An 18,485-nucleotide genomic window follows, 5' to 3' on the forward strand; every position below is an offset into this window, starting at 1 on the left:
CCGAGTAAAAATGCAACTCTCAATGACTCAACATTTTATTAAAGTAAAAGAACTCCTTACTGAACTTGATTATGAAATTACTTATGCTAGCGAAAACGACTGTGTTTTTGTGGTGAGTGATGAGCGGTCAGGAATCAGTAACATGGTGCTGGGATGCGCGGATCCGATCTTAATCTTGGAGCAATTCATTTTTGAAGTGAAGGATACTTCAGCCAGCACATACGTCCGGCTTTTGCAGAAAAACAGAGACATCATTCATGGCGCCTTTGTTTTAGATGAAAGCGGAAAGAAAGTAATTTTCAGGGACACATTAGAACTTGAAAATCTTGATTCTAACGAACTGGAGGCTGTTTTTAACTCATTAGGTCTCTTGCTTAGCGAATTCTCAAATGAGTTGATTGAATTATCAAAAACTAAAAATTAAAAGTAATGAACATATTTGGTAGATTATTTAAGATAGGGCAGTCAGAAGCCCATGCTGCTGTAGATAAATTAGAAGATCCTATAAAGTTAACCGAACAAGGGATCAGAGATATGAAAGAAGACCTAGATAAGGCTTTGAATGCTCTGGCTCAGGTGAAGGCTATGGCTATCAGATCTAAGAGTGATGTAAGCACTTATAAAAATAAAGCTCAGGATTATGAGCAAAAAGCAATCATGCTATTACAACGAGCAGAGAAGGGAGATATCGAGTCTTCAGAGGCAGATAGATTGGCTTCAGAGGCTTTGGTGCAAAAAGAAGAAAATCTAAAACATGTGTCAAGAGCTATGGGCGAGCAAGAGCAATACGACGATTCTGTTGCTAAATTAGAGAGCAATGTCAAAAGATTGAGAAGTACCATTGCGAAATGGGAAAATGAATTGAAGACCCTGAAGGCTAGAGTTAAAGTGAGTACTGCCACTAAAAACATCAATAAGCAGATGGCCCAAATTGACTCTACAAGTACAGTATCTATGCTGGAAAGAATGCGCGATAAAGTGGCTCAAGAGGAAGCTTTGGCGGAGTCTTATGGTGAAATCGCCAATGAGAGCAAAAGCATTGATGAAGAAATAGATAGGAAACTGGCGGAAACCAGTAGCTCTAGCACCAGTGAAGAATTGGCTAAGCTGAAAGAAAAAATAGGAATTAAAAAAGAAGAATAAAATTGAATTAAAATGGGTGAATTACTTGATGTAGCAGTTAATCCTGCAAACATACTGATCACCGCTTTGGCTGTCTTTATGTTGGTTTATTGGATAACTGTTTTAATTGGATTATTTGATATTGATGTGATTAACATCGATGTAGATCTTGATGCAGACGTAGATGTGGATATCGATCCCGATGTAGATGTGGAAGGAGGTTCAATGATAGGACTGAATTCAATACTGGTCTTTTTCAATCTAGGTAAAATTCCTTTCATGCTATTCCTGTCATTCTGGATTATACCTGCTTGGATAATATGTATCAACGTCAATCACATACTAGGTAATTCCTCATTTTTGCTAGGACTCCTTGTGCTCTTGGGTGCTTTAATAGTAAGCCTGTTTGTCTCAAAATTTCTCACGTATCCGTTCGTGAAGTTATTTGATCAGATGCAGAGTGACCGTCAAAATGATTTTGTAATAGGAAAAATTTGTGAAATCACTATTACTGCTTCTGAAACTAAAACAGGGCAAGCGCAAGTGAAAACAGAAGGAGCTCCGCATATTTTAAGTGTGAGGACTGTAAGCGATGCTGAAATGAAGAAGGGTGAAACCGGACTTGTTTTGGAGTACAACCAGAATTTGAATCTTTATATCATAGAACCTTTTAAATAATCAATTACTAATATGTTATCATCCACTATTCTCATTGGCGTAGGTGTCATAGCATTCTTTGTGCTACTTGGCCTAGGAGCCTTCATGAAAATGTACAAAAAGGCGATTCAGGGAGAAGCGCTTATTAAAACTGGTGCGGGAAAAGTTAAAGTAGATTTTTCCGGTATGTTTATCATCCCAATATTTCACAAGCTTGAAATAATGGATATCACTCTCAAAAGTCTTACCATTTCCAGGTTAGGTAAAGACGGACTTATCTGTAAGGATAACATGAGGGCTGATATAAAGGTGAGCTTCTTCATTCGTGTAAATAAAACCACTGAAGATGTAATTCACGTAGCGCAAAGCATTGGCTGTAAGCGTGCTTCGGACATTGATCAGTTAGAAATGCTTTTTGATGCTAAGTTTTCAGAAGCTTTAAAAACGGTAGGTAAGCACTTCGACTTTGTAGAGCTGTATAACTCCAGGGCTGCTTTTAAGGAAAGAATTTTGGATGAGATAGGTACTGACCTTAATGGATATGTACTTGATGACTGTGCCATTGACTACGTAGAGCAAACCTCAATACTTGACCTTAATGAGCAAAATATATTAGATGCTCAAGGTATTAAGAAGATTATTGAACTCACTGCATCTGAAAAAATCAAGTCAAACCTGATTGAAAGAGAAAAGGAAAAGACTATTAAAAAGCAGGATGTTGAAGCTAGAGAAACTATTCTTGAGTTAGAGAAACAGCAAACTGAGAAAGAAGAGCAGCAGCGCAGAGAGATTGAAAATATTAGATCTAGAGAGGCAGCTGAAATCGAGAAGGTTCGTCAGGAAAATGAAATGAAAGCTGCTCAGGCTCGCATAGCTACTGAAGAAGAAATTGGTGTAGCTGAAGAGAACAAGCTAAGACAGATAGTTGTGGCTCAGAAGAATAAAGAGAAAACTGATGCTGTAGAATCTGAAAGAGTAGAGCAGGCCAGAGCGTTAGAAGCTACTGAAAGAGAAAGAGTAGTAGAGTTAGCTCGTATTGATAAAGAAAAGTCGCTTGAAGTAGAGCGTAGAAATATACAAGAGGTTATCCGTGAGCGTGTTACAGTGGAAAAAGCTACTGTAGTAGAAGAGGAGAAAATAAAAGATACTCGAGCTCAGGCGGAAGCTGATAGAAATAAAATGGTGGCCATCACGGTTGCCGAGCAAAAGGCTGAAGAGGCTTTAGTGCAAGAAATTAAGGCAGCGGAAGCAGCCAGACAAGCAGCGGATTCATTAGCTAAAAAGGCGTTGATTGATGCTGAAGCTGAGAAGGCAGCAGCTAATCATAAAGCTGAAGCTATCAAAACATTAGCAGATGCTGAAGCCGCACAGAAGGCAGCCATAGGTATGTCTGAGGCTCAGGTGATGACAGCCAAGGCCGAAGCCAAAGAGAAAGAGGGTGAGTCTGATGCAGCTGTAATAGAAATGAAGGCAGATGCTGAAGCTAAAGGCATAAGATTGAAGGCTTTCGCCCAATCTGAGGCAGATGAGAAGCTTGGCTTTGTGGCAGCTAAAGTGGCCCGTGAAAAAGGAACTGCTAATGCTGAAGTAACCGAAGTACAAGCAGTGGCTGATGAGAAGAAAGGAATGGCAGAAGCTAAAGTAATGGCTGAGAAATTCAAAGCCGATGCAGAAGGTATCAAACAAAAAGCAGCTGCTATGAAAGCTCTGGATGGTGCAGGAATGGAGCACGAAGAGTTCAAGTTAAGACTAGAGAAAGACAGAGCCATAGAATTAGCTCAAATAGATGTGAGCAAGTATATTGCTGAGGCTCAGGCTCAAGTACTTGGTGAAGCCATGAAATCAGCTAAGATTGATATCATTGGTGGAGAAAGCATGTTCTTCAACCAGATAGCAGGATCTGTAGCTAAAGGAAAATCTTTAGATGCCTTTATCAATGGCAGCGAAGTAGCTACTGATATAAAAGCGGCCTTTTTAAGTACTGATGGAGGTAATTCTTTCAAGGAAAATGTAGGTCAGCTATTGAAGAGCTTTAACCTTACCTCAGAAGATGTGAAAAACATCACCGTATCGGCCTTATTATTCAAAATGATGGGTAGCGCTGAGGATGAAGGTATCAAGAATAGCCTTAGACAAATGATGAGCGTGGCTAAATCAGCCGGTCTTGATAACGAGACTCCCCGCTCACTGGGATTGATTTAAGTATAGTCTCTGAGAAAACACCAATTTCCGTGTTGAGCTTGCGCCATAATATTCCGTTTTTCGGTACTGCGCAAGCCTCGCTCTGGGTGTTTTCTTAGACCACCAAGTACTCCAAATACTCAATACTAGTTTCTCAATACTCAATACTAGATTCTCAATACTAACTACTAACTATGTCTCAGGAACAGACAGAAAATACTAACCCATCTCAAGTGACATTGGAAGGCGGTACCTATGAGGTTTTGAAGAACCGATTGGAGGGGAATACCAAAGAGCTGTCACAGGTTTTGAAAAAGCTTAATGAGGCCAGGAAGCAAGTTTTTGGTTCATTAGAGACTAAGCTGATTGCTACCGAGCGCATTACTACGGAGCATAATTGTATCCCGTGGGATATGGTGCCCATCGGCAACAGCTTTCTGTTCGGCTTTAATGTTCATTTAGGACTCAAAACTCAGGTAGAGCTATCAGACGTTTTTAGTATTCATGAATATAAAGATCATGCTTTTCCTGCCAAAGATATGGCTATGATCGATGATGAGCAGTTTAGAACCGACTTTCAAAAGTTATACAAGTATTATAAAGATACTCAGTTTGTAAAGTTCGCTCTTATCGGCCCACATCTTTATATGATCTTCCGCATAGGAAAAGCTGTAACTGACATCAAGGCCTTTAAATGGCTGGTAGAAGGGGAAAAGCTTACTTATCTGGATAATCGTAGTGAGCATGAGTTTTCTTTCCCTGCACAGCATGCGTTTCAATGGAAAAGAACTACCAGAGATTACCATCGTGAGGGTAAATATCCGCATGTTTCTATAGAAGACAAGGTGTTTGTAGAGACCGTAGGCGGTGATCTTACCATCAAGGTGGAGGATAATACAGATTCTGGTAAGGGAATATATCATGAAGATGTAGAAAATCCTGATCAAACGCTGGATGATGCCGAAATCATGTATGCTATACTTGGAAACCTTATTCTTTTAAAAATAAGGCCTTATCAAGAGAAAGATTATCGCTACATCGTTTTCAATAGCAAGCTGAATGAAGCGCGAAATATCAAAGCCATAGCTGATGCCTGTATTCTGTTGCCAGATGATCAGGGCATTATTTTCTCTAATGGTTATTACCTGCAAAGTGGTGATTATAAGGTGTTTGATAATAACCTGAAGGACATGATTTATGAGAAAACCATACCTTCTCCGAACGGCGAAGATTACCTGTATGTGTTTTACAATCGCCTTCATGGTACTTATTTGCTATTGCCTTACAATATCATACAGCAGAAAGTAGAGAATCCTATTATTTGCCATGGCTATTCTATTTTTGATAATGGTGAAATGTGCTTTTTTAATGCTGATAATGAGCCGAAAAAGCACCATGCAACCAAAATCTGGCAAACACCCTTTACCGGTCCTGATTTTCAGGCTGAAGCCAATAACGACTCTTATTTATTCAAAATTGGTAATAAGGAAATCGTAAGAGCTATGGCCGAGTGTAATGAGCTGATTACGCTGGTAGAGAAAGGTGAGAGCTATTCGAATTTGTATTCAGATCTTCAGAAACAGTCTACTGATATCATTGATACTTACCACTGGCTGGGAAAAGAGGAGGCTTTTAAGGCGCTGGAGCCACTTAAGGCGATCCGCCAGACGGCCTCATCAGCTATTGATGAGTACGAAAAAGTGGTGAGCATCCGAAAAAACACGGCTGATCAGGTCAATGATGTGCTCAGCCGAGTGGATGACATGACGAAAAAGATCAGTCGTGAAACGCAGCCGAATCTTGAGAAATTCGTCAATAACCTAAATGCGCTTAGAGAACTGAGAGGAGAGACTGAATCATTGAAATCTCTTCGCTATGCTGATGAAGCAAGAATTGAGAAATACGAAGGGCTGCTTAAAGAAACCAATCTTAAGTATGCCGACAGTTGCGTACGCTTCTTGCTTCGCGATGATGCTCTGAACGAATACGAAAGTAAGGTTCAGGGACTGGAGAAGGAAATTGAGGAGGTGAATAAGGTGATCGATATCGATGAGCTGGAAAAGAAAATTGACCAGATAGCTCATGATTTGGAGATGCTTATTGATATAGTGAGTAACCTAAAAATTTCTGATGCTACTCAAACCACCCAGATCATAGATAATATATCGGCTTTGTTTTCTATTCTTAATAAAAACAGAGCCGCTTTAAAGAAGAAGCGTAGAGATCTCATGCTGGTGGAAGGTAAGGCTGAGTTCAATGCTCAGATCAAACTGCTGGAGCAGGGAGTGACTAACTATCTCGACCTCTCTGATACGCCTAAAAAATGTGATGAGTACCTGGCCAAGCTCATGGTGCAGCTGGAAGAACTGGAAGGTAAGTTTGCGGAGTTTGATGACTTTGTGGAGAAAATATCTGAGAAAAGAGAAGATATTTATAATGCCTTTGAGTCGAAAAAGGTGGCTTTGGTGGAGTCCAGAAACAAAAGGGCTAATTCACTGCAGCAATCTGCTAACAGGATATTAAGTGCCGCTCAAAGTAGAACCGAAAGAATGGCTACTGCTGCCGAGATTAATGGCTATTTCTCATCAGATATGATGATAGAGAAGCTACGAAACATTGTGGCAGAGCTCAAGGAAATAGGCGATTCTGTAAAGGCTGATGATGTCCAAAGTAAGTTAAAGGCTCTAAAGGAAGATGCTATCCGTCAGCTTAGAGATAAAACTGAGCTTTTTGAGTCTGGAGAAGATATCATCAAGTTTGGTAAGTATAAGTTCTCTGTAAATACCCAGTCACTAGAAGTGACGGTAGTGCCGAGAGACGAAAGCCTGTTTTTTCACCTTACCGGAACTAACCTATATGAGGAGATTAAAAATGAGCAGATCAATGCTAGCCGTCCTGTATGGAACCAGGCGGTAATTTCTGAAAATGATAAACTCTACAGGTCTGAATACCTGGCTTATAAAATATTAAAAGCAGGTGAGAAAAAGGCCAATGGAGAAGAGGTGCATAAAACTTTAGATGAGCTTTATAAGCTTACTCCTGATCAGTTATTAAACTATGTGCAACAGTTTATGGGGCTTCGGTATAATGAGGGCTACATGAAGGGTGTGCATGATCAGGATGCTACGCTTTTGCTAGGCTCTTTGCTTACCTTCTATCAATCTGGTGGTTTGCTTACATATGCTTCCGAAACCAGAGCTATGGCAGAATATTACTGGCAATACGCTGTGGATCAGGAATATAAGCAGTTGCTTGATAATAGAATCAAAGGCCTTGGTATAATCATAGATGTATTTCCAAACCTGCAGGAATATGCTCAGGTTATTGAAGAGATCAGTAAAGACATTGAAGCTAAACTGACTGGCGTTTTTAAAACGGATCAAAGCAGTAAAGCGGCCCAATATCTTTTCTTTGAAATAAAGGATAACAATGACTTTTTAAAGTCAGGCGATGCCATCACTCTTTCAGAAAACTTCCTTCATTATTTGAAAGATAAGAAAGTGACTAAAAAGTTTGAGGATTCGGTGAAGAAGCTAAAGGCTGATGAGGATCAGTATCAGTTGATAAGAAAGTGGGTTCAGGCGTATGCCGAGTCCAACGGAAGTGTGGATGATCTTCAGTTTCTATCAGAAACGGCTCTCATTCTTATGGAAGATAAGGCTCAGCCAAGGGTAGTTAACATTCCTTTGGTGGAAGAAATAGCTGGATTACAGGGAAGTCATGGTGTAGTAGAAGACGGCAAGTATCACATGAACTTTAATCAGTTTTTGCTGAAGCTGGAGACTTTTGAAAATACTACAGTTCCTGCATATAAAGCATTCAATGCTTTGAAGAAGGAACTGGTATCTGATTTTACCGATGAATTACGTCTCGGTGAATTTAAGCCCAGGGTTATGTCTTCTTTTGTTCGTAATAAGCTGATCAATGAGGTGTATCTGCCTTTGATTGGTGCTAACCTGGCCAAGCAGATAGGTGAAGCAGGCGAGAGCAAACGTACTGACCTGATGGGGATGCTATTACTGATATCTCCTCCGGGATATGGTAAAACCACGTTGATGGAATACATCGCTAACCGACTGGGAGTGATTTTCATGAAGATTAACGGACCGGCCATTGGTCATCAGGTTACATCGGTAGATCCGGCAGAGGCTCCTAATGCTGCGGCAAGAGAAGAGCTTCACAAGCTTAACCTTGCCTTTGAAATGGGAGATAATGTGATGATCTATCTCGATGATATTCAGCACTGTAACCCTGAATTTTTACAGAAGTTCATCTCTCTTTGTGACGCTCAGCGTAAGATCGAAGGGGTGTACAAAGGCAAGAGTAAAACCTATGATTTCAGAGGTAAAAAGGTGAGTGTAGTGATGGCCGGAAACCCTTATACCGAAAGTGGTGAGAAGTTCCGTATTCCTGATATGCTTTCTAACAGGGCCGATGTTTATAACCTGGGAGATATCATTGGAGATTCTGATTCGGCCTTCAAACTGAGCTATCTGGAAAACTGTATTACCTCCAATCCTGTGCTTAACAAGCTGGCAGGTAAGAGTTTAAATGACGTGTATTCACTGGTAGGTGCCGCCGAAAAAGATACTTTGGAAGGTGTAGAATTTGAAACTAACCATTCCTCTGAAGAAGTGAGGGAGTATATGAATGTGTTCCAAAAGCTCATGAAAGTACGTGATGTTATTTTGAGGGTAAACCTGGAATATATCCGCTCTGCAGGGCAGGCTGATGAGTATAGAACAGAGCCGGCTTTCAAGCTACAAGGATCATATAGAGATATGAATAAAATTGCGGAGAAAGTATTCTCTGTGATGAATGATGATGAGTTAACCACTTTAGTAAATGGCCATTATAATAATGAAGCCCAAACCTTAACCACAGGTGCGGAGGCCAATTTACTGAAATTTAAAGAGCTGAATGGAGATCTAGACCCGGATAAAAGCGCGCGCTGGGCTGAAATTAAAGAGATTTTCATGAAACAGCAGCGTACCAAAGGCTTCGGCATGGGCAACCAAATGGGACTAATGCTCAGTCAGATCGAAGAAGTAACCAAAGGCCTTGATGGTATCAGGGATGCTTTGACAAAGAAGTGATGTAAGGGCTTAATGCCTTATTGGTGATAATGTCTGCTATGCTGGCATTATCACCTCACTGGCCTCTGTTGGTTTTATCACCAACAGAACTCCAGATCAAGAATGTTGGCGCTATCACCAACAGAACTACATCAGCTCACTAGAATTTTAAATTTTAAACTTTAAAAAAATACTCCATGAAGTATAATGGCACCGCTATGCCTAATAAAATTGGCCAGATTACCTGCTGGCAGCTGGATGACTGGTGACGTTCCAGTCGCTTCGAAGGCTTTAAATAATATGTTGTCTAAACCAAAAATACCATGAAAACTAAACTAACCTATTATTGTATCTTATTGATTGTCTGTGTTTTGTGTTCCTCGTGCGGCTTTAGGGGGGGGTGATCATGCTGCCGGTGTAAAACGTATCAAGGTGCCGTTTGCTGCCGCTTCTATCCATGTTCCTGCTAGTTATAATGTCACCACCATTAATGCCTACCAGGAATTATTAAATAATGTAGAGAGTCCGAATGAATTAGCCAAGGGAGCCAGCCAGGCTTTAGAGCAACTGAAGAGTAGCAATTATAAAACGGCCATGCTGGTAGATAGTACTGATGCCAGAAAAGTGATATTCTTTCAGCAGGGTGACTATATACCGATGACCGCTTCATTGGCAGCCGAATATCTGATTTTACTATCGCAAACAGTGAAGAAAAACTGGGCTTTACAGAACATCAAATGCACCAGAATAAAGGATAAATACATCAGCTGGAAAGATGCCAAGATTGTAAAAATCAAGTACAAACTAGAGGTGGAATCCTATAACATGTACACTACGCATTATCTCATTACGGCTAATAATCGTACCTGGGCGCTGAATATCAACAGTCCGGATGAAGAAGACTTTGAGGATCTATTGACTAGCATTAAACTTTATTAATTATGGGATACATGGGATTCGGCATGCGTAAAGAAGTATATACGCGAAAGCCAAAAAGATCATTTGAAAAAATAAAAGAACTCTATGGTAATGACATTCCTCGTGTTGAAGAAAGTGATGGAAAATATGAATTAAAGGCTGAGGAGATACTGAATAAGAAGCGGTTCAGAACGCTTTATGATACAAAAGCATTTAGGTATTTTTTAGTGATAGCCGTTTAGCAGGACTTTCGCTAACCGCTTATAATCTGTTTATTCATCCTATAATATTAAAATATAAGAAAAAGGTCTTTGAAAAAGAGATTATGGCAGGAAGGGGAAAGTATCAATTTCTGATTGATGCGAGGAAGGATCTGAGTGGCCATGAGTATTTATATATAGGCCCTGAGAATGAGATTAAAATGAACCTGGTTAACAGAGTAACGCCAGATAGTGCCTTTGAATATTCGCAAAAAGTATTCTTAGCACCAAGGAGATATAATGCCAGGAGCTTCGTCATTGAAGGTGAGCGATTGAAAGTAGATAGAAGGGATTCGATTCAAGTTTTAGATGGCCACTGGATGATTCTTTATGAATCAGATTCAATAGATGCCTCTGGTTTAGCTATACTGGAGTATGCTCATGTTGAACCTGAATATGTTGAAAATCTCAGGTCTAAGATGAGAGAATTAAACCTGGCTAAAGTAAGCTATCATGGAGCAGAGGTCTCTTTTCCATTCGCGAAACATCCAGATTTTGGATCTTATGATTTAATTAGCCACCCTGCCGATAAGCGCGGCCTGATAAAAGTAGATTCTGTGACTTATCTGAAAAGAACTCCAGCAGAAAGGTACCGTCGATATTTTTAAAATCAACCCTAAAACCATTAACATGACTAATACAGAAGAAAATATACATCGAACATTTAAACTTGAACAGATACCACAGCATCTAAAAATTCTAATGTTAACTTTTGTAGTTGGTGCTATTTTTCTAGCTTTTGCCTACGCTATGGGTTCATTATCGAGCCACGGGCCATCTACCAATGATAGCTTCATCGACTCTGTTTTAGCCACCTCACAAACCGAAGGTAGAACTATGAAAACGGAGGATCATAAAGTGGCCATGCTTCTCAATACAGAACATTGTATGCTCAACCTTAACAAATACTGGCTTACTATGCATCAATCTGATTCCAGTCGGTCAGATAGGAAGGGCCTCACATCATATTCAGAGGTGAACCAAGGCTATATTCAAAGTTTGCGACAGGAAATGCAGAGATTAAAGCTTCCGTTCTTTTTATTTTAACTTCTGGCGCAAACGGCATATATCGGAATGATTTTAAGAAATTTTCTTATAAAAATTATAAATTAAAGCCATCAAATCAATAGTTGGCTCCTATGATCAAAAATGAAACGTTATGGCAAGAAATAATCGATTTCCAAATTGATGCACCTTTTGGTAACTATTGTTTCTCGGTAAGGCTCGCCAATGAAAATAACTGGACACTAAATTTCACACAACTCGCCATTTTAGAATACAAGAAATTTATGTATTTGGCGGCCACATCTGGAGAAATGGTATCTCCCAGCGAAGTGATAGATGTGGTTTGGCATCAGCATTTAATATTTTCAGATTCTTATGCTCAGCTTTGCAAAATCCTCGGTAAAGACATAAAACATATTCCTTCTACGCACATCAAGGGCCAAAAGGAACAGTTTGATCATGCGAGGAAACGGACCAGGGAATTGTATGAAATGGAATTTGGCCGTCAGCCTAATGCTATTTGGAAATATGATGACATGTTTGAGCCTTTGGGTCTGACATTATCCTCCATGTCTTTATCTACGTTGTCAGTGATTGCCGTAGCCATCATATTAGTTCTAATGTATCCCTTCGCGCTATTATTGAAACCCGTTTACCTGGTTTTGGGTAATCCACAATTTCTGATAGGCTATATTGCTTTACTTGCACTTGCCTTTATGCTTCTGTGGTATCATACCAGAGAAGAGGTGGAGTCGAGGATTAGCGAATGTAAGGATGACAACTTTGTTAATAATCTTTCGCCGCTTGAGTTGGTATACGCTAAGGAGGAACAAACCATGGATGTAGTTCATGTTATCACTGATGTATGCCTAAGGAAGGGGGTACTTGTGGCCGATAGGTATACCATAGATTTAGGAGAATATGCTCCATCAAATGTGATGGAGACCACTGTTTATGAGGAGGTTAAATCTTACGAACCTATGATTTATTCTTCATTAGCTAATTTGCTAGTTCTTCAGCCGAATATCACAGCAGTAGGGAAGGTGATGAACTACTTTAAAGAGTATTTTAACAGAAGTAAGTTCTTTTTACGTGTTTTCAGTGTAAACCTGGCTGTATTAGGATTCTTTTTGCTTTTTGGAATCGGGAGATTGATTATAGGTCTGCAAAATGGTAAACCAGTCTTCTTCTTGTTTTATGTCATCCTGCTCACTATTATTATAGCCATTATATATCTGAAGAGAATACAAAGTATCATCCTAAGAAAGGCGGTAGTTAATCTTTATAAACAACCAGAAAGAAATACACGGGAAAATGACTTATGGGATTATGTGCTTACTGGTATTCCGGCTTGTTCGTTGGTTATTAGAGTTACCGCCAAAAGAATGAAGTCTAGAAAATGGACTCGAAAAGGAGGCGGATATTGGGGTGCTGGATGTGGCACTGGTTGTGGTTCTTGTGGAAGTAGTGGCTGCGGTGGCGGTTGCGGAGGCTGTGGTGGAAGTTAGAAGTATGATGAAATTATTATAGAAGAATAACCCTGATGAATATTCTTCTATAATCTTATATTAAGTATGCATCACCAAACTCACACTTTCAGTTTCTTGTAGTTCGGGCTCTATAGTAATGCAATAGCTGCCTTGTTCCAATATTTCCGGGATTTTTTTATTAGACAGGCTTCTTATCATATCCTCGGGGTTAAATGAGATAAAAACCTCTCTTACCTGACCGTCTGTGAGGGTTTTTAGACTATTGAGCTCGTAAACTATTAAATCTAACAGCGTTAAATCGTCTTCAAGATCATCAAATTTTCTAACCAGATAGGAGCCAAACTCTATTCCATTTTCGGAGGCAAATAGTAGCGATTGTGAGCTCATCCAGAAATCTGCAAATAGACTTTCTAGCTTTTCTAAGCCATACTTTAATAAAATATACCTGCATGTGAGCTTCATGGAGCTAACAATAAGTGAGCTCTTAAATTTCTTAATCAGGCTAATGATGATCTTAGTGCCTTCATCTTTCAATAGCAATTCTTCCAACTGACCGTCGGTATTTACCTGAGCCTGCTTTTCTAAAGCAATTGATCCCAGGGTGGCCTCCCAGTTTTTTACTGAGGGAATGTATTCGACCTGGGCGTTAGATAAAGGTTGTTGAAATCCTGTTCTAAGTTTTTTCCTGGCTCCCCTTTTATCCCATATGGATCGCATTTTTTCCAGCTGAGTTCTAATGGCTTTTTCTGGAACAAAATTTAAATACTCAGGCAGCATTTCAAAAGTTACTGCTTTAAGGTTGGGAAGTTCCTGAACTATGTCATCATATAAGCCCATCAATTCATGATCAGATACATTAGAGTGTGCATCCAGATAGTAGCCATTATACTCAAAGCCTCCAGCGAGATGAATTTGAATGATTCTTTCAGGATCTATTTGTCTGATAAGTTCCCTTATGTTTTGCCTCCCATTTTTTTGGTTGGCCAGCAGGTTATGAATATCTAATAATATATGACTATCAGATTCTTGAGCCACGGCGTTGATAAATGAGCCATCTTCGAGCTCAAAAGGATATGGAGAAAGATAATTTACTCCTGTTTCAAATACAAAAGGCAGATTAAAGTGAGAAGAATATTCTCTTATAGTCTTAGAAGCTACATTAATGCCTTCTATAGTTTGTAGGGGAGGGAGTAGGAAATTGGTATTATGAATTTGATTGTTAATTCGGATATTGTTGAAGCTAAGGTGCTCGCTTAGCCATACCGGATTAAGCCTGCGCATCATCTCCTGAAGGTAAGCGATGTGATTAGTGTCAATAGGCATAGAGCTGCCCACAGGGAAGCCTACACCATGAAATAATTTGTTTTGTGGAAGTGATTCGAGATAGTTTAGTTCTTCTTCATTAAAAACGTAAGAGTCCTCAGAAGCTCTACCCTTAAGCCAGAATGTTTGAGGTTCTATTTCTATAAGGTCAATAAGATCTTCGTTAGACTCTATCACGTTTTTAAATCCAGAGAAATAAATAATCCCAATTCCTAGTTCAGGTATATTCATTTTCTTGGACTTAGTACAATTAGTGACCGATTGGATTTAGTTTTTCATCAAAAGCAAATTGTCTCTCAATGTCAAATCTCAAATCAAATCCTGAATGACAACCAGGGCATCCTAACTGATTAAGCACCGAAGCAGTGATCTTATTCATCTGATCAAGGTTGTTAGCCACTTTTACTGGTACAGAAATCCTGATGGTTTTGTCAATTACAGTAGGTCCGTGTGTAAGACGAACGTCTTTAATAGCATCTTTCATTTTATTATGGTTTAAATTGATTGAAACTATTTAATCGCATAGTTTCTTAGGCGTGATGGTTTGATCAATTCATCTGGTACAAAGCTATAGGAATAGTAAGCCTTAGTAAACAGTAGTTTGCCTGAGAATTAAAGGGTGTTTTTCCCTTTTGTTTTAAGGGATATGTCTGTAAGTGAGTGGGTTGTGCTTTATTTGGGTCGTGGCCTTATTCTTGTTGTAGCTTTGGGAAATCAACAATAACCTAATGAAATTATATTATTTACCTATCGTTCTTTCTTTATTCATTACCCATCATTCCTCAGCTCAAGAGCTTTCTACAATAAGTGGAAGGAAATTTTTATATGATGCTTATTTTATCAACCCAGCAGGAGATACGCTGACTAAAGAAGTCATGGAATGGTATTTTCAGGAGGAGAAATCAAAGCTTCCCCAGCAAAAAAATCTTCATTTTACCTATTATACGGATACTGTAGGTATTAAGAAATTTATTCATCCACAAGAGAAAGTAAGGAAGAGAATCGCCCGTAACATGTTAAAGGCTGAAAAGAAGAAGGCCTGGGCCAATTGGACATGGTTACAAAAAGAGATTAATACAGGGTATACTGAGACAGATACGTCTTTCTGGATTCACCCACCGAGAGGTAATCAATATATTTATTGCGAACTATCGGGTATGCCAGGTATTGAATACAATGAACTGAAGGTTGGAGGTAACTGGAGCAAAACGTTACTTATATTAGGCGGATATGGGGATGGGAACGGAAAGTTAATTTCTGATTATGAGGTGAAAAAGGAGGTAAAATATTCAAAAGGAGGTCCTGATGTTGACCATTGCTGGCTGATAGAAGTAACACATACGCATTCGAAATTAGGCCAGACTTCTTCACAAATAGTCTTTGATTCGAAGAAATATGGATTTTTAGAAATAGTGAATAATTACTATGACGGATCAAAAATTGTATTTCAATTGCGTGAAATGTTATGAATTGGAAAGACCTTGATCAGCAAATAAGAGATTTGGCTTCTAAAGAAGAAGCTACTTTAACTTTCCTGCAAAGTGTACAATTGGAGGGTAAAGTAGATACATATCAATGCCTTTGTTGGTGTTATCACCAACGAAACCACGAACCGTCTCTGCTAATGATACTGCCTCCCTAATCCTTGTTTTCAACGAGGATTTGTAGAGTCTAGCATTTGGAATGCGAGTATTGCTGAAGGTTATATTTCATCGCTAAGGTTTCTTTACTTTTTTGCAATCGACCAAAAAAGTAACAAAAAAGTCTTTCTTGCTGCAAGGTCTTCCGAGAGCAAGAGTATTTCATAGATATGCCCTGCCACTAAGGACTTGAGATAAACCTGCATTTCAAACAACTCTTATCACACGACTGAGCAGCAAGATTTGCATTTATGCATCTGAGGTATTCATTTCATCGCTAAGGTTTCTTTACTTTTTTGCAATCGACCAAAAAGTAACAAACAAGTCTTTCTTGCTGCAAGGTCTTCCGAGGGCTGGAGTATTTCATAGATATGACCTGCCACTAAGGACTTGAGATAAACCTGCATTTCAAACAGCTCTTGCCGCACGACTGAGCAGCAAGATTTACTGCATCAACCGAGTCACCCTTAAGGCCTTTGTTGGTGTTATCACCAACGAATCTACGAACCGTCTCTTCCAATGACACTACCTCCCTACTCCTTGTTTTCAACGAGGATTTGTAGAGTCCAGCATTTGTAATGCGATTATTGCTGAGGTATTCATTTCATCGCCAAGGTTCCTTTACTTTTTTGCAATCGACCAAAAAAGTAACAAAAAAGTCCTTCTTGCTGCAAGGTCTTCCGAGAGCTGGAGTATTTCATAGATATGCCCTGCCACTGAGGACTTGAGATTAACGTGCATTTCAAACAGCTCTTGCCGCACGACTGAGCAGCAAGATTTACTGCATCAACCGAGTCGCCCTGAGCCCCGTCGAAGGGTTGACGATCAGGATTGCATCTCTTTTTCCTGTGGCTGGCAGCTTGAGATTGTCTAATTGAGTTCTTTTTTATTTTAACAACTAAATAATTAGTTTATTAACTATAAATTTAGTTAATTAAAATTATGGAAGTAAAAACGAACAAATCGGCAGATGTAAATAAGAAGCGAGGTCTTTTTTTTAACATTGGATTACTCATTGCATTAGCCGCAGTAACGGCGGCCTTTGAGTGGAAAAGTTATGATCAGGGAGATATGGTAGACATAGGGCAGGTCTCAGATGACTTTGAAGACCTTCTGAATATACCACCTACACAGCAGCCCCCGCCACCACCGCCTCAGATTCAGCAGCCTGAAATCATAGAAGTGCCTGATGAGGAGGAAATTGAAGAGGAAATAGATATTGATCTGGACGTGGAAATTACTGAAGATGAAATTATTGAAGACATCATAGTTGAGGAGGCTCCTGAGGAAGAGGTAGCCGATGAAATATTTATGATTGTAGAGGAGTCGGCCACTCCAAAGGGCGGCTATGCAGAGTTTTATAAGTACATCCGTGATAACCTCTATTACCCTTCAAGAGCCAAACGGATGGGTATAGAAGGAAAGGTTTTTGTGCAGTTCGTAGTAAGCGAAGATGGCACGCTCTCGCAGGTACAAGCCATAAAAGGAATTGATACGGAGTGTGATAAGGAAGCCGTGAAAGTGGTGCGAAATGCCCCTGCCTGGAATCCACCACGCCAGAGAGGGGTAGCTGTAAAGCAGAGGGTGAGCCTGGCTATTACATTTAGGCTACAGTAAATAAAGGGTTAATCATTAGTGAACCGGAAGTTGGGCGACTTTTTCAGAGTGTAAGTCTGCGTTCCGCGTTCACTTTTATGTTTATCAGGAGTTTCAAAAATTTTAGAGTCTATGGCCACATTGTAAGATATATCTTCTACATGTATCACGTAAAACAATTGGTCATACTGAAACTTTTCAATAACATAGGGCTCTTTGAAACCATCTTTTACGCGGTAATCTTTGTAATAATATTCATGATGGTCTCCACCAGTATTATGATACTCTTGTTTTACTACCAGCTTTGTTTCCTTATCAAAGAAGAGGTATATGGTGCGTTGCCATCGAGCATCCTTAAACCCAATTCTGTATAAGCTGTCCTGTGATTCAGCTTCGCTTTCTACAGGCATATTAATAATGCTCAATGCATTGATTCTGGGAAAATCTTTGGCCTTTTCAATGAATTCGTCTGAAAGAACTGTTAACCTTTTGGTATCAGCACTGTAGGTCCATACGCTGTTATTAGTTTCACAATAAACTTTGGTATACAGATCTTCCACCCAATACTTTAAGTAATTATTAGGGGCTGCATAGTAGTTGATGAAATTCCGTTTGGTTACGCTGGTGGCAAATAGACCTTCACTGGAATATTGCAGCATTTCTTCCTTGCATACCCTGGTTTTCAGCTTCTCCCAACTTTCTCTTCCGCCTATGGTTAGTAGGTAGTCATCAATGATTTGTTTAGAGCTTTGAGCAGACAAAGTTAGGCTCAGGCACATGCAAACAGCTAAGGCTGACAAGGTTTTAGAAGACATTATTGCAATATTTTTATTTTCAATATAATCAAATATCCTGTCAAAATTAGATGGATTTTAATAGATTTAAGATCCTTTTAGAATAGAAAATATCAGTTGGCGTATGGATAAGTCTCTTTGGAACAGGATTTTAAGTTTTAATCTGGATGAACCTTTAAGTGAGTATGGTTTCTCAACCAGACTAGCGAAGGAAAATGCATGGACTCAGAACTTTACCGAACTGGTCACAATTATATTGCGGCCTCATCTTTATCGCATTTGTAATGCCATTACAACAATAAGGAACCTATTTAAAACGGCATAATAAGGGCATTACAAATGCCCTGAAGGTTGCGCTCGCAATATAGTTGCGACCGAGCTTAAAGGACCAAAGCCTCGAAAACCACTAACCAGCCATGAAATA

At 39.5% G+C, this 18,485-nt stretch carries 15 protein-coding genes; 12 read left to right on the top strand and 3 right to left on the bottom strand.

Annotated elements, in window-relative coordinates:
- Window positions 1–22: 22 nt before the first annotated feature.
- From LVD16_RS07880 to LVD16_RS07925, 10 genes are all read left to right on the top strand, one after another.
- Window positions 23–424, top strand: a complete 402-nt coding sequence (locus LVD16_RS07880) for a YbjN domain-containing protein (RefSeq protein WP_233773380.1) — start codon at window positions 23–25, stop codon at window positions 422–424.
- 5 nt (window positions 425–429) lie between these two features.
- Complete coding sequence (locus LVD16_RS07885) at window positions 430–1,143, top strand: PspA/IM30 family protein (RefSeq protein ID WP_233773381.1); 714 nt, start codon at window positions 430–432, stop codon at window positions 1,141–1,143.
- Between the two features lie 12 nt (window positions 1,144–1,155).
- Window positions 1,156–1,800 carry an OB-fold-containig protein gene (locus tag LVD16_RS07890; protein WP_233773382.1) on the top strand — a complete coding sequence of 215 codons (645 nt, stop codon included), beginning with the start codon at window positions 1,156–1,158 and terminating at the stop codon, window positions 1,798–1,800.
- A gap of 12 nt (window positions 1,801–1,812) precedes the next feature.
- Window positions 1,813–3,981 carry a flotillin family protein gene (locus LVD16_RS07895; RefSeq protein WP_233773383.1) on the top strand — a complete coding sequence of 723 codons (2,169 nt, stop codon included), beginning with the start codon at window positions 1,813–1,815 and terminating at the stop codon, window positions 3,979–3,981.
- A gap of 173 nt (window positions 3,982–4,154) precedes the next feature.
- A complete protein-coding gene (locus LVD16_RS07900) occupies window positions 4,155–9,056 on the top strand; it encodes a DNA repair ATPase (protein ID WP_233773384.1) in 4,902 nt (1,633 codons plus the stop codon).
- Between the two features lie 345 nt (window positions 9,057–9,401).
- Complete coding sequence (locus LVD16_RS07905) at window positions 9,402–9,974, top strand: hypothetical protein (protein WP_233773385.1); 573 nt, start codon at window positions 9,402–9,404, stop codon at window positions 9,972–9,974.
- 2 nt (window positions 9,975–9,976) lie between these two features.
- Complete coding sequence (locus tag LVD16_RS07910) at window positions 9,977–10,195, top strand: hypothetical protein (protein WP_233773386.1); 219 nt, start codon at window positions 9,977–9,979, stop codon at window positions 10,193–10,195.
- 83 nt (window positions 10,196–10,278) lie between these two features.
- Window positions 10,279–10,821: a hypothetical protein gene (locus LVD16_RS07915; RefSeq protein ID WP_233773387.1), complete on the top strand. Its 543-nt coding sequence runs from the start codon at window positions 10,279–10,281 to the stop codon at window positions 10,819–10,821.
- A gap of 22 nt (window positions 10,822–10,843) precedes the next feature.
- Window positions 10,844–11,260 (top strand): hypothetical protein, encoded by a 417-nt coding sequence (locus tag LVD16_RS07920; protein WP_233773388.1) that lies wholly within the window; start codon window positions 10,844–10,846, stop codon window positions 11,258–11,260.
- A 92-nt stretch (window positions 11,261–11,352) separates the two neighbouring features.
- On the top strand, window positions 11,353–12,726 hold the full coding sequence (locus tag LVD16_RS07925) for a hypothetical protein (protein WP_233773389.1): 1,374 nt from the start codon (window positions 11,353–11,355) through the stop codon (window positions 12,724–12,726).
- Window positions 12,727–12,786: 60 nt separating this feature from the next.
- Here LVD16_RS07925 and LVD16_RS07930 read toward each other — a convergent pair whose 3' ends face one another.
- The gene (locus tag LVD16_RS07930; RefSeq protein WP_233773390.1) at window positions 12,787–14,262 is read right to left on the bottom strand and encodes an MbnB/TglH/ChrH family RiPP precursor modification enzyme; all 1,476 of its coding nucleotides are present in this window, start codon (window positions 14,260–14,262) and stop codon (window positions 12,787–12,789) included.
- Window positions 14,263–14,281: 19 nt separating this feature from the next.
- Entirely contained in the window at window positions 14,282–14,515 is a 234-nt protein-coding gene (locus tag LVD16_RS07935) for a hypothetical protein (RefSeq protein ID WP_233773391.1), read from the bottom strand.
- Window positions 14,516–14,759: 244 nt separating this feature from the next.
- Here LVD16_RS07935 and LVD16_RS07940 point away from each other — a divergent pair, with 244 nt between their 5' ends.
- Together LVD16_RS07940 and LVD16_RS07945 are read left to right on the top strand one after the other, a co-directional pair.
- Window positions 14,760–15,500, top strand: coding sequence for a hypothetical protein (locus LVD16_RS07940; RefSeq protein WP_233773392.1), 741 nt, complete (start codon window positions 14,760–14,762; stop codon window positions 15,498–15,500).
- Window positions 15,501–16,613: 1,113 nt separating this feature from the next.
- Window positions 16,614–17,288, top strand: coding sequence for an energy transducer TonB (locus LVD16_RS07945; protein ID WP_233773393.1), 675 nt, complete (start codon window positions 16,614–16,616; stop codon window positions 17,286–17,288).
- Between the two features lie 8 nt (window positions 17,289–17,296).
- Here LVD16_RS07945 and LVD16_RS07950 read toward each other — a convergent pair whose 3' ends face one another.
- The gene (locus tag LVD16_RS07950; protein ID WP_233773394.1) at window positions 17,297–18,082 is read right to left on the bottom strand and encodes a LolA-like protein; all 786 of its coding nucleotides are present in this window, start codon (window positions 18,080–18,082) and stop codon (window positions 17,297–17,299) included.
- Window positions 18,083–18,485: the final 403 nt, after the last annotated feature.

It is taken from the genome of Fulvivirga ligni (genome assembly GCF_021389935.1).
Lineage (GTDB): Bacteria > Bacteroidota > Bacteroidia > Cytophagales > Cyclobacteriaceae > Fulvivirga > Fulvivirga ligni.

What these genes read in the sequence shown, in the direction of transcription:
- LVD16_RS07900 (WP_233773384.1), top strand. Translation starts at nt 4,155, where the DNA reads ATGTCTCAGGAACAGACAGAAAATACTAACCCATCTCAAGTGACATTG.
- LVD16_RS07880 (WP_233773380.1), top strand. Translation starts at nt 23, where the DNA reads ATGACTCAACATTTTATTAAAGTAAAAGAACTCCTTACTGAACTTGAT.
- LVD16_RS07940 (WP_233773392.1), top strand. Translation starts at nt 14,760, where the DNA reads ATGAAATTATATTATTTACCTATCGTTCTTTCTTTATTCATTACCCAT.
- LVD16_RS07890 (WP_233773382.1), top strand. Translation starts at nt 1,156, where the DNA reads ATGGGTGAATTACTTGATGTAGCAGTTAATCCTGCAAACATACTGATC.
- LVD16_RS07925 (WP_233773389.1), top strand. Translation starts at nt 11,353, where the DNA reads ATGATCAAAAATGAAACGTTATGGCAAGAAATAATCGATTTCCAAATT.
- LVD16_RS07910 (WP_233773386.1), top strand. Translation starts at nt 9,977, where the DNA reads ATGGGATACATGGGATTCGGCATGCGTAAAGAAGTATATACGCGAAAG.
- LVD16_RS07920 (WP_233773388.1), top strand. Translation starts at nt 10,844, where the DNA reads ATGACTAATACAGAAGAAAATATACATCGAACATTTAAACTTGAACAG.
- LVD16_RS07895 (WP_233773383.1), top strand. Translation starts at nt 1,813, where the DNA reads ATGTTATCATCCACTATTCTCATTGGCGTAGGTGTCATAGCATTCTTT.
- LVD16_RS07950 (WP_233773394.1), bottom strand. Translation starts at nt 18,082, where the DNA reads ATGTCTTCTAAAACCTTGTCAGCCTTAGCTGTTTGCATGTGCCTGAGC.
- LVD16_RS07915 (WP_233773387.1), top strand. Translation starts at nt 10,279, where the DNA reads ATGGCAGGAAGGGGAAAGTATCAATTTCTGATTGATGCGAGGAAGGAT.
- LVD16_RS07930 (WP_233773390.1), bottom strand. Translation starts at nt 14,262, where the DNA reads ATGAATATACCTGAACTAGGAATTGGGATTATTTATTTCTCTGGATTT.
- LVD16_RS07885 (WP_233773381.1), top strand. Translation starts at nt 430, where the DNA reads ATGAACATATTTGGTAGATTATTTAAGATAGGGCAGTCAGAAGCCCAT.
- LVD16_RS07945 (WP_233773393.1), top strand. Translation starts at nt 16,614, where the DNA reads ATGGAAGTAAAAACGAACAAATCGGCAGATGTAAATAAGAAGCGAGGT.
- LVD16_RS07935 (WP_233773391.1), bottom strand. Translation starts at nt 14,515, where the DNA reads ATGAAAGATGCTATTAAAGACGTTCGTCTTACACACGGACCTACTGTA.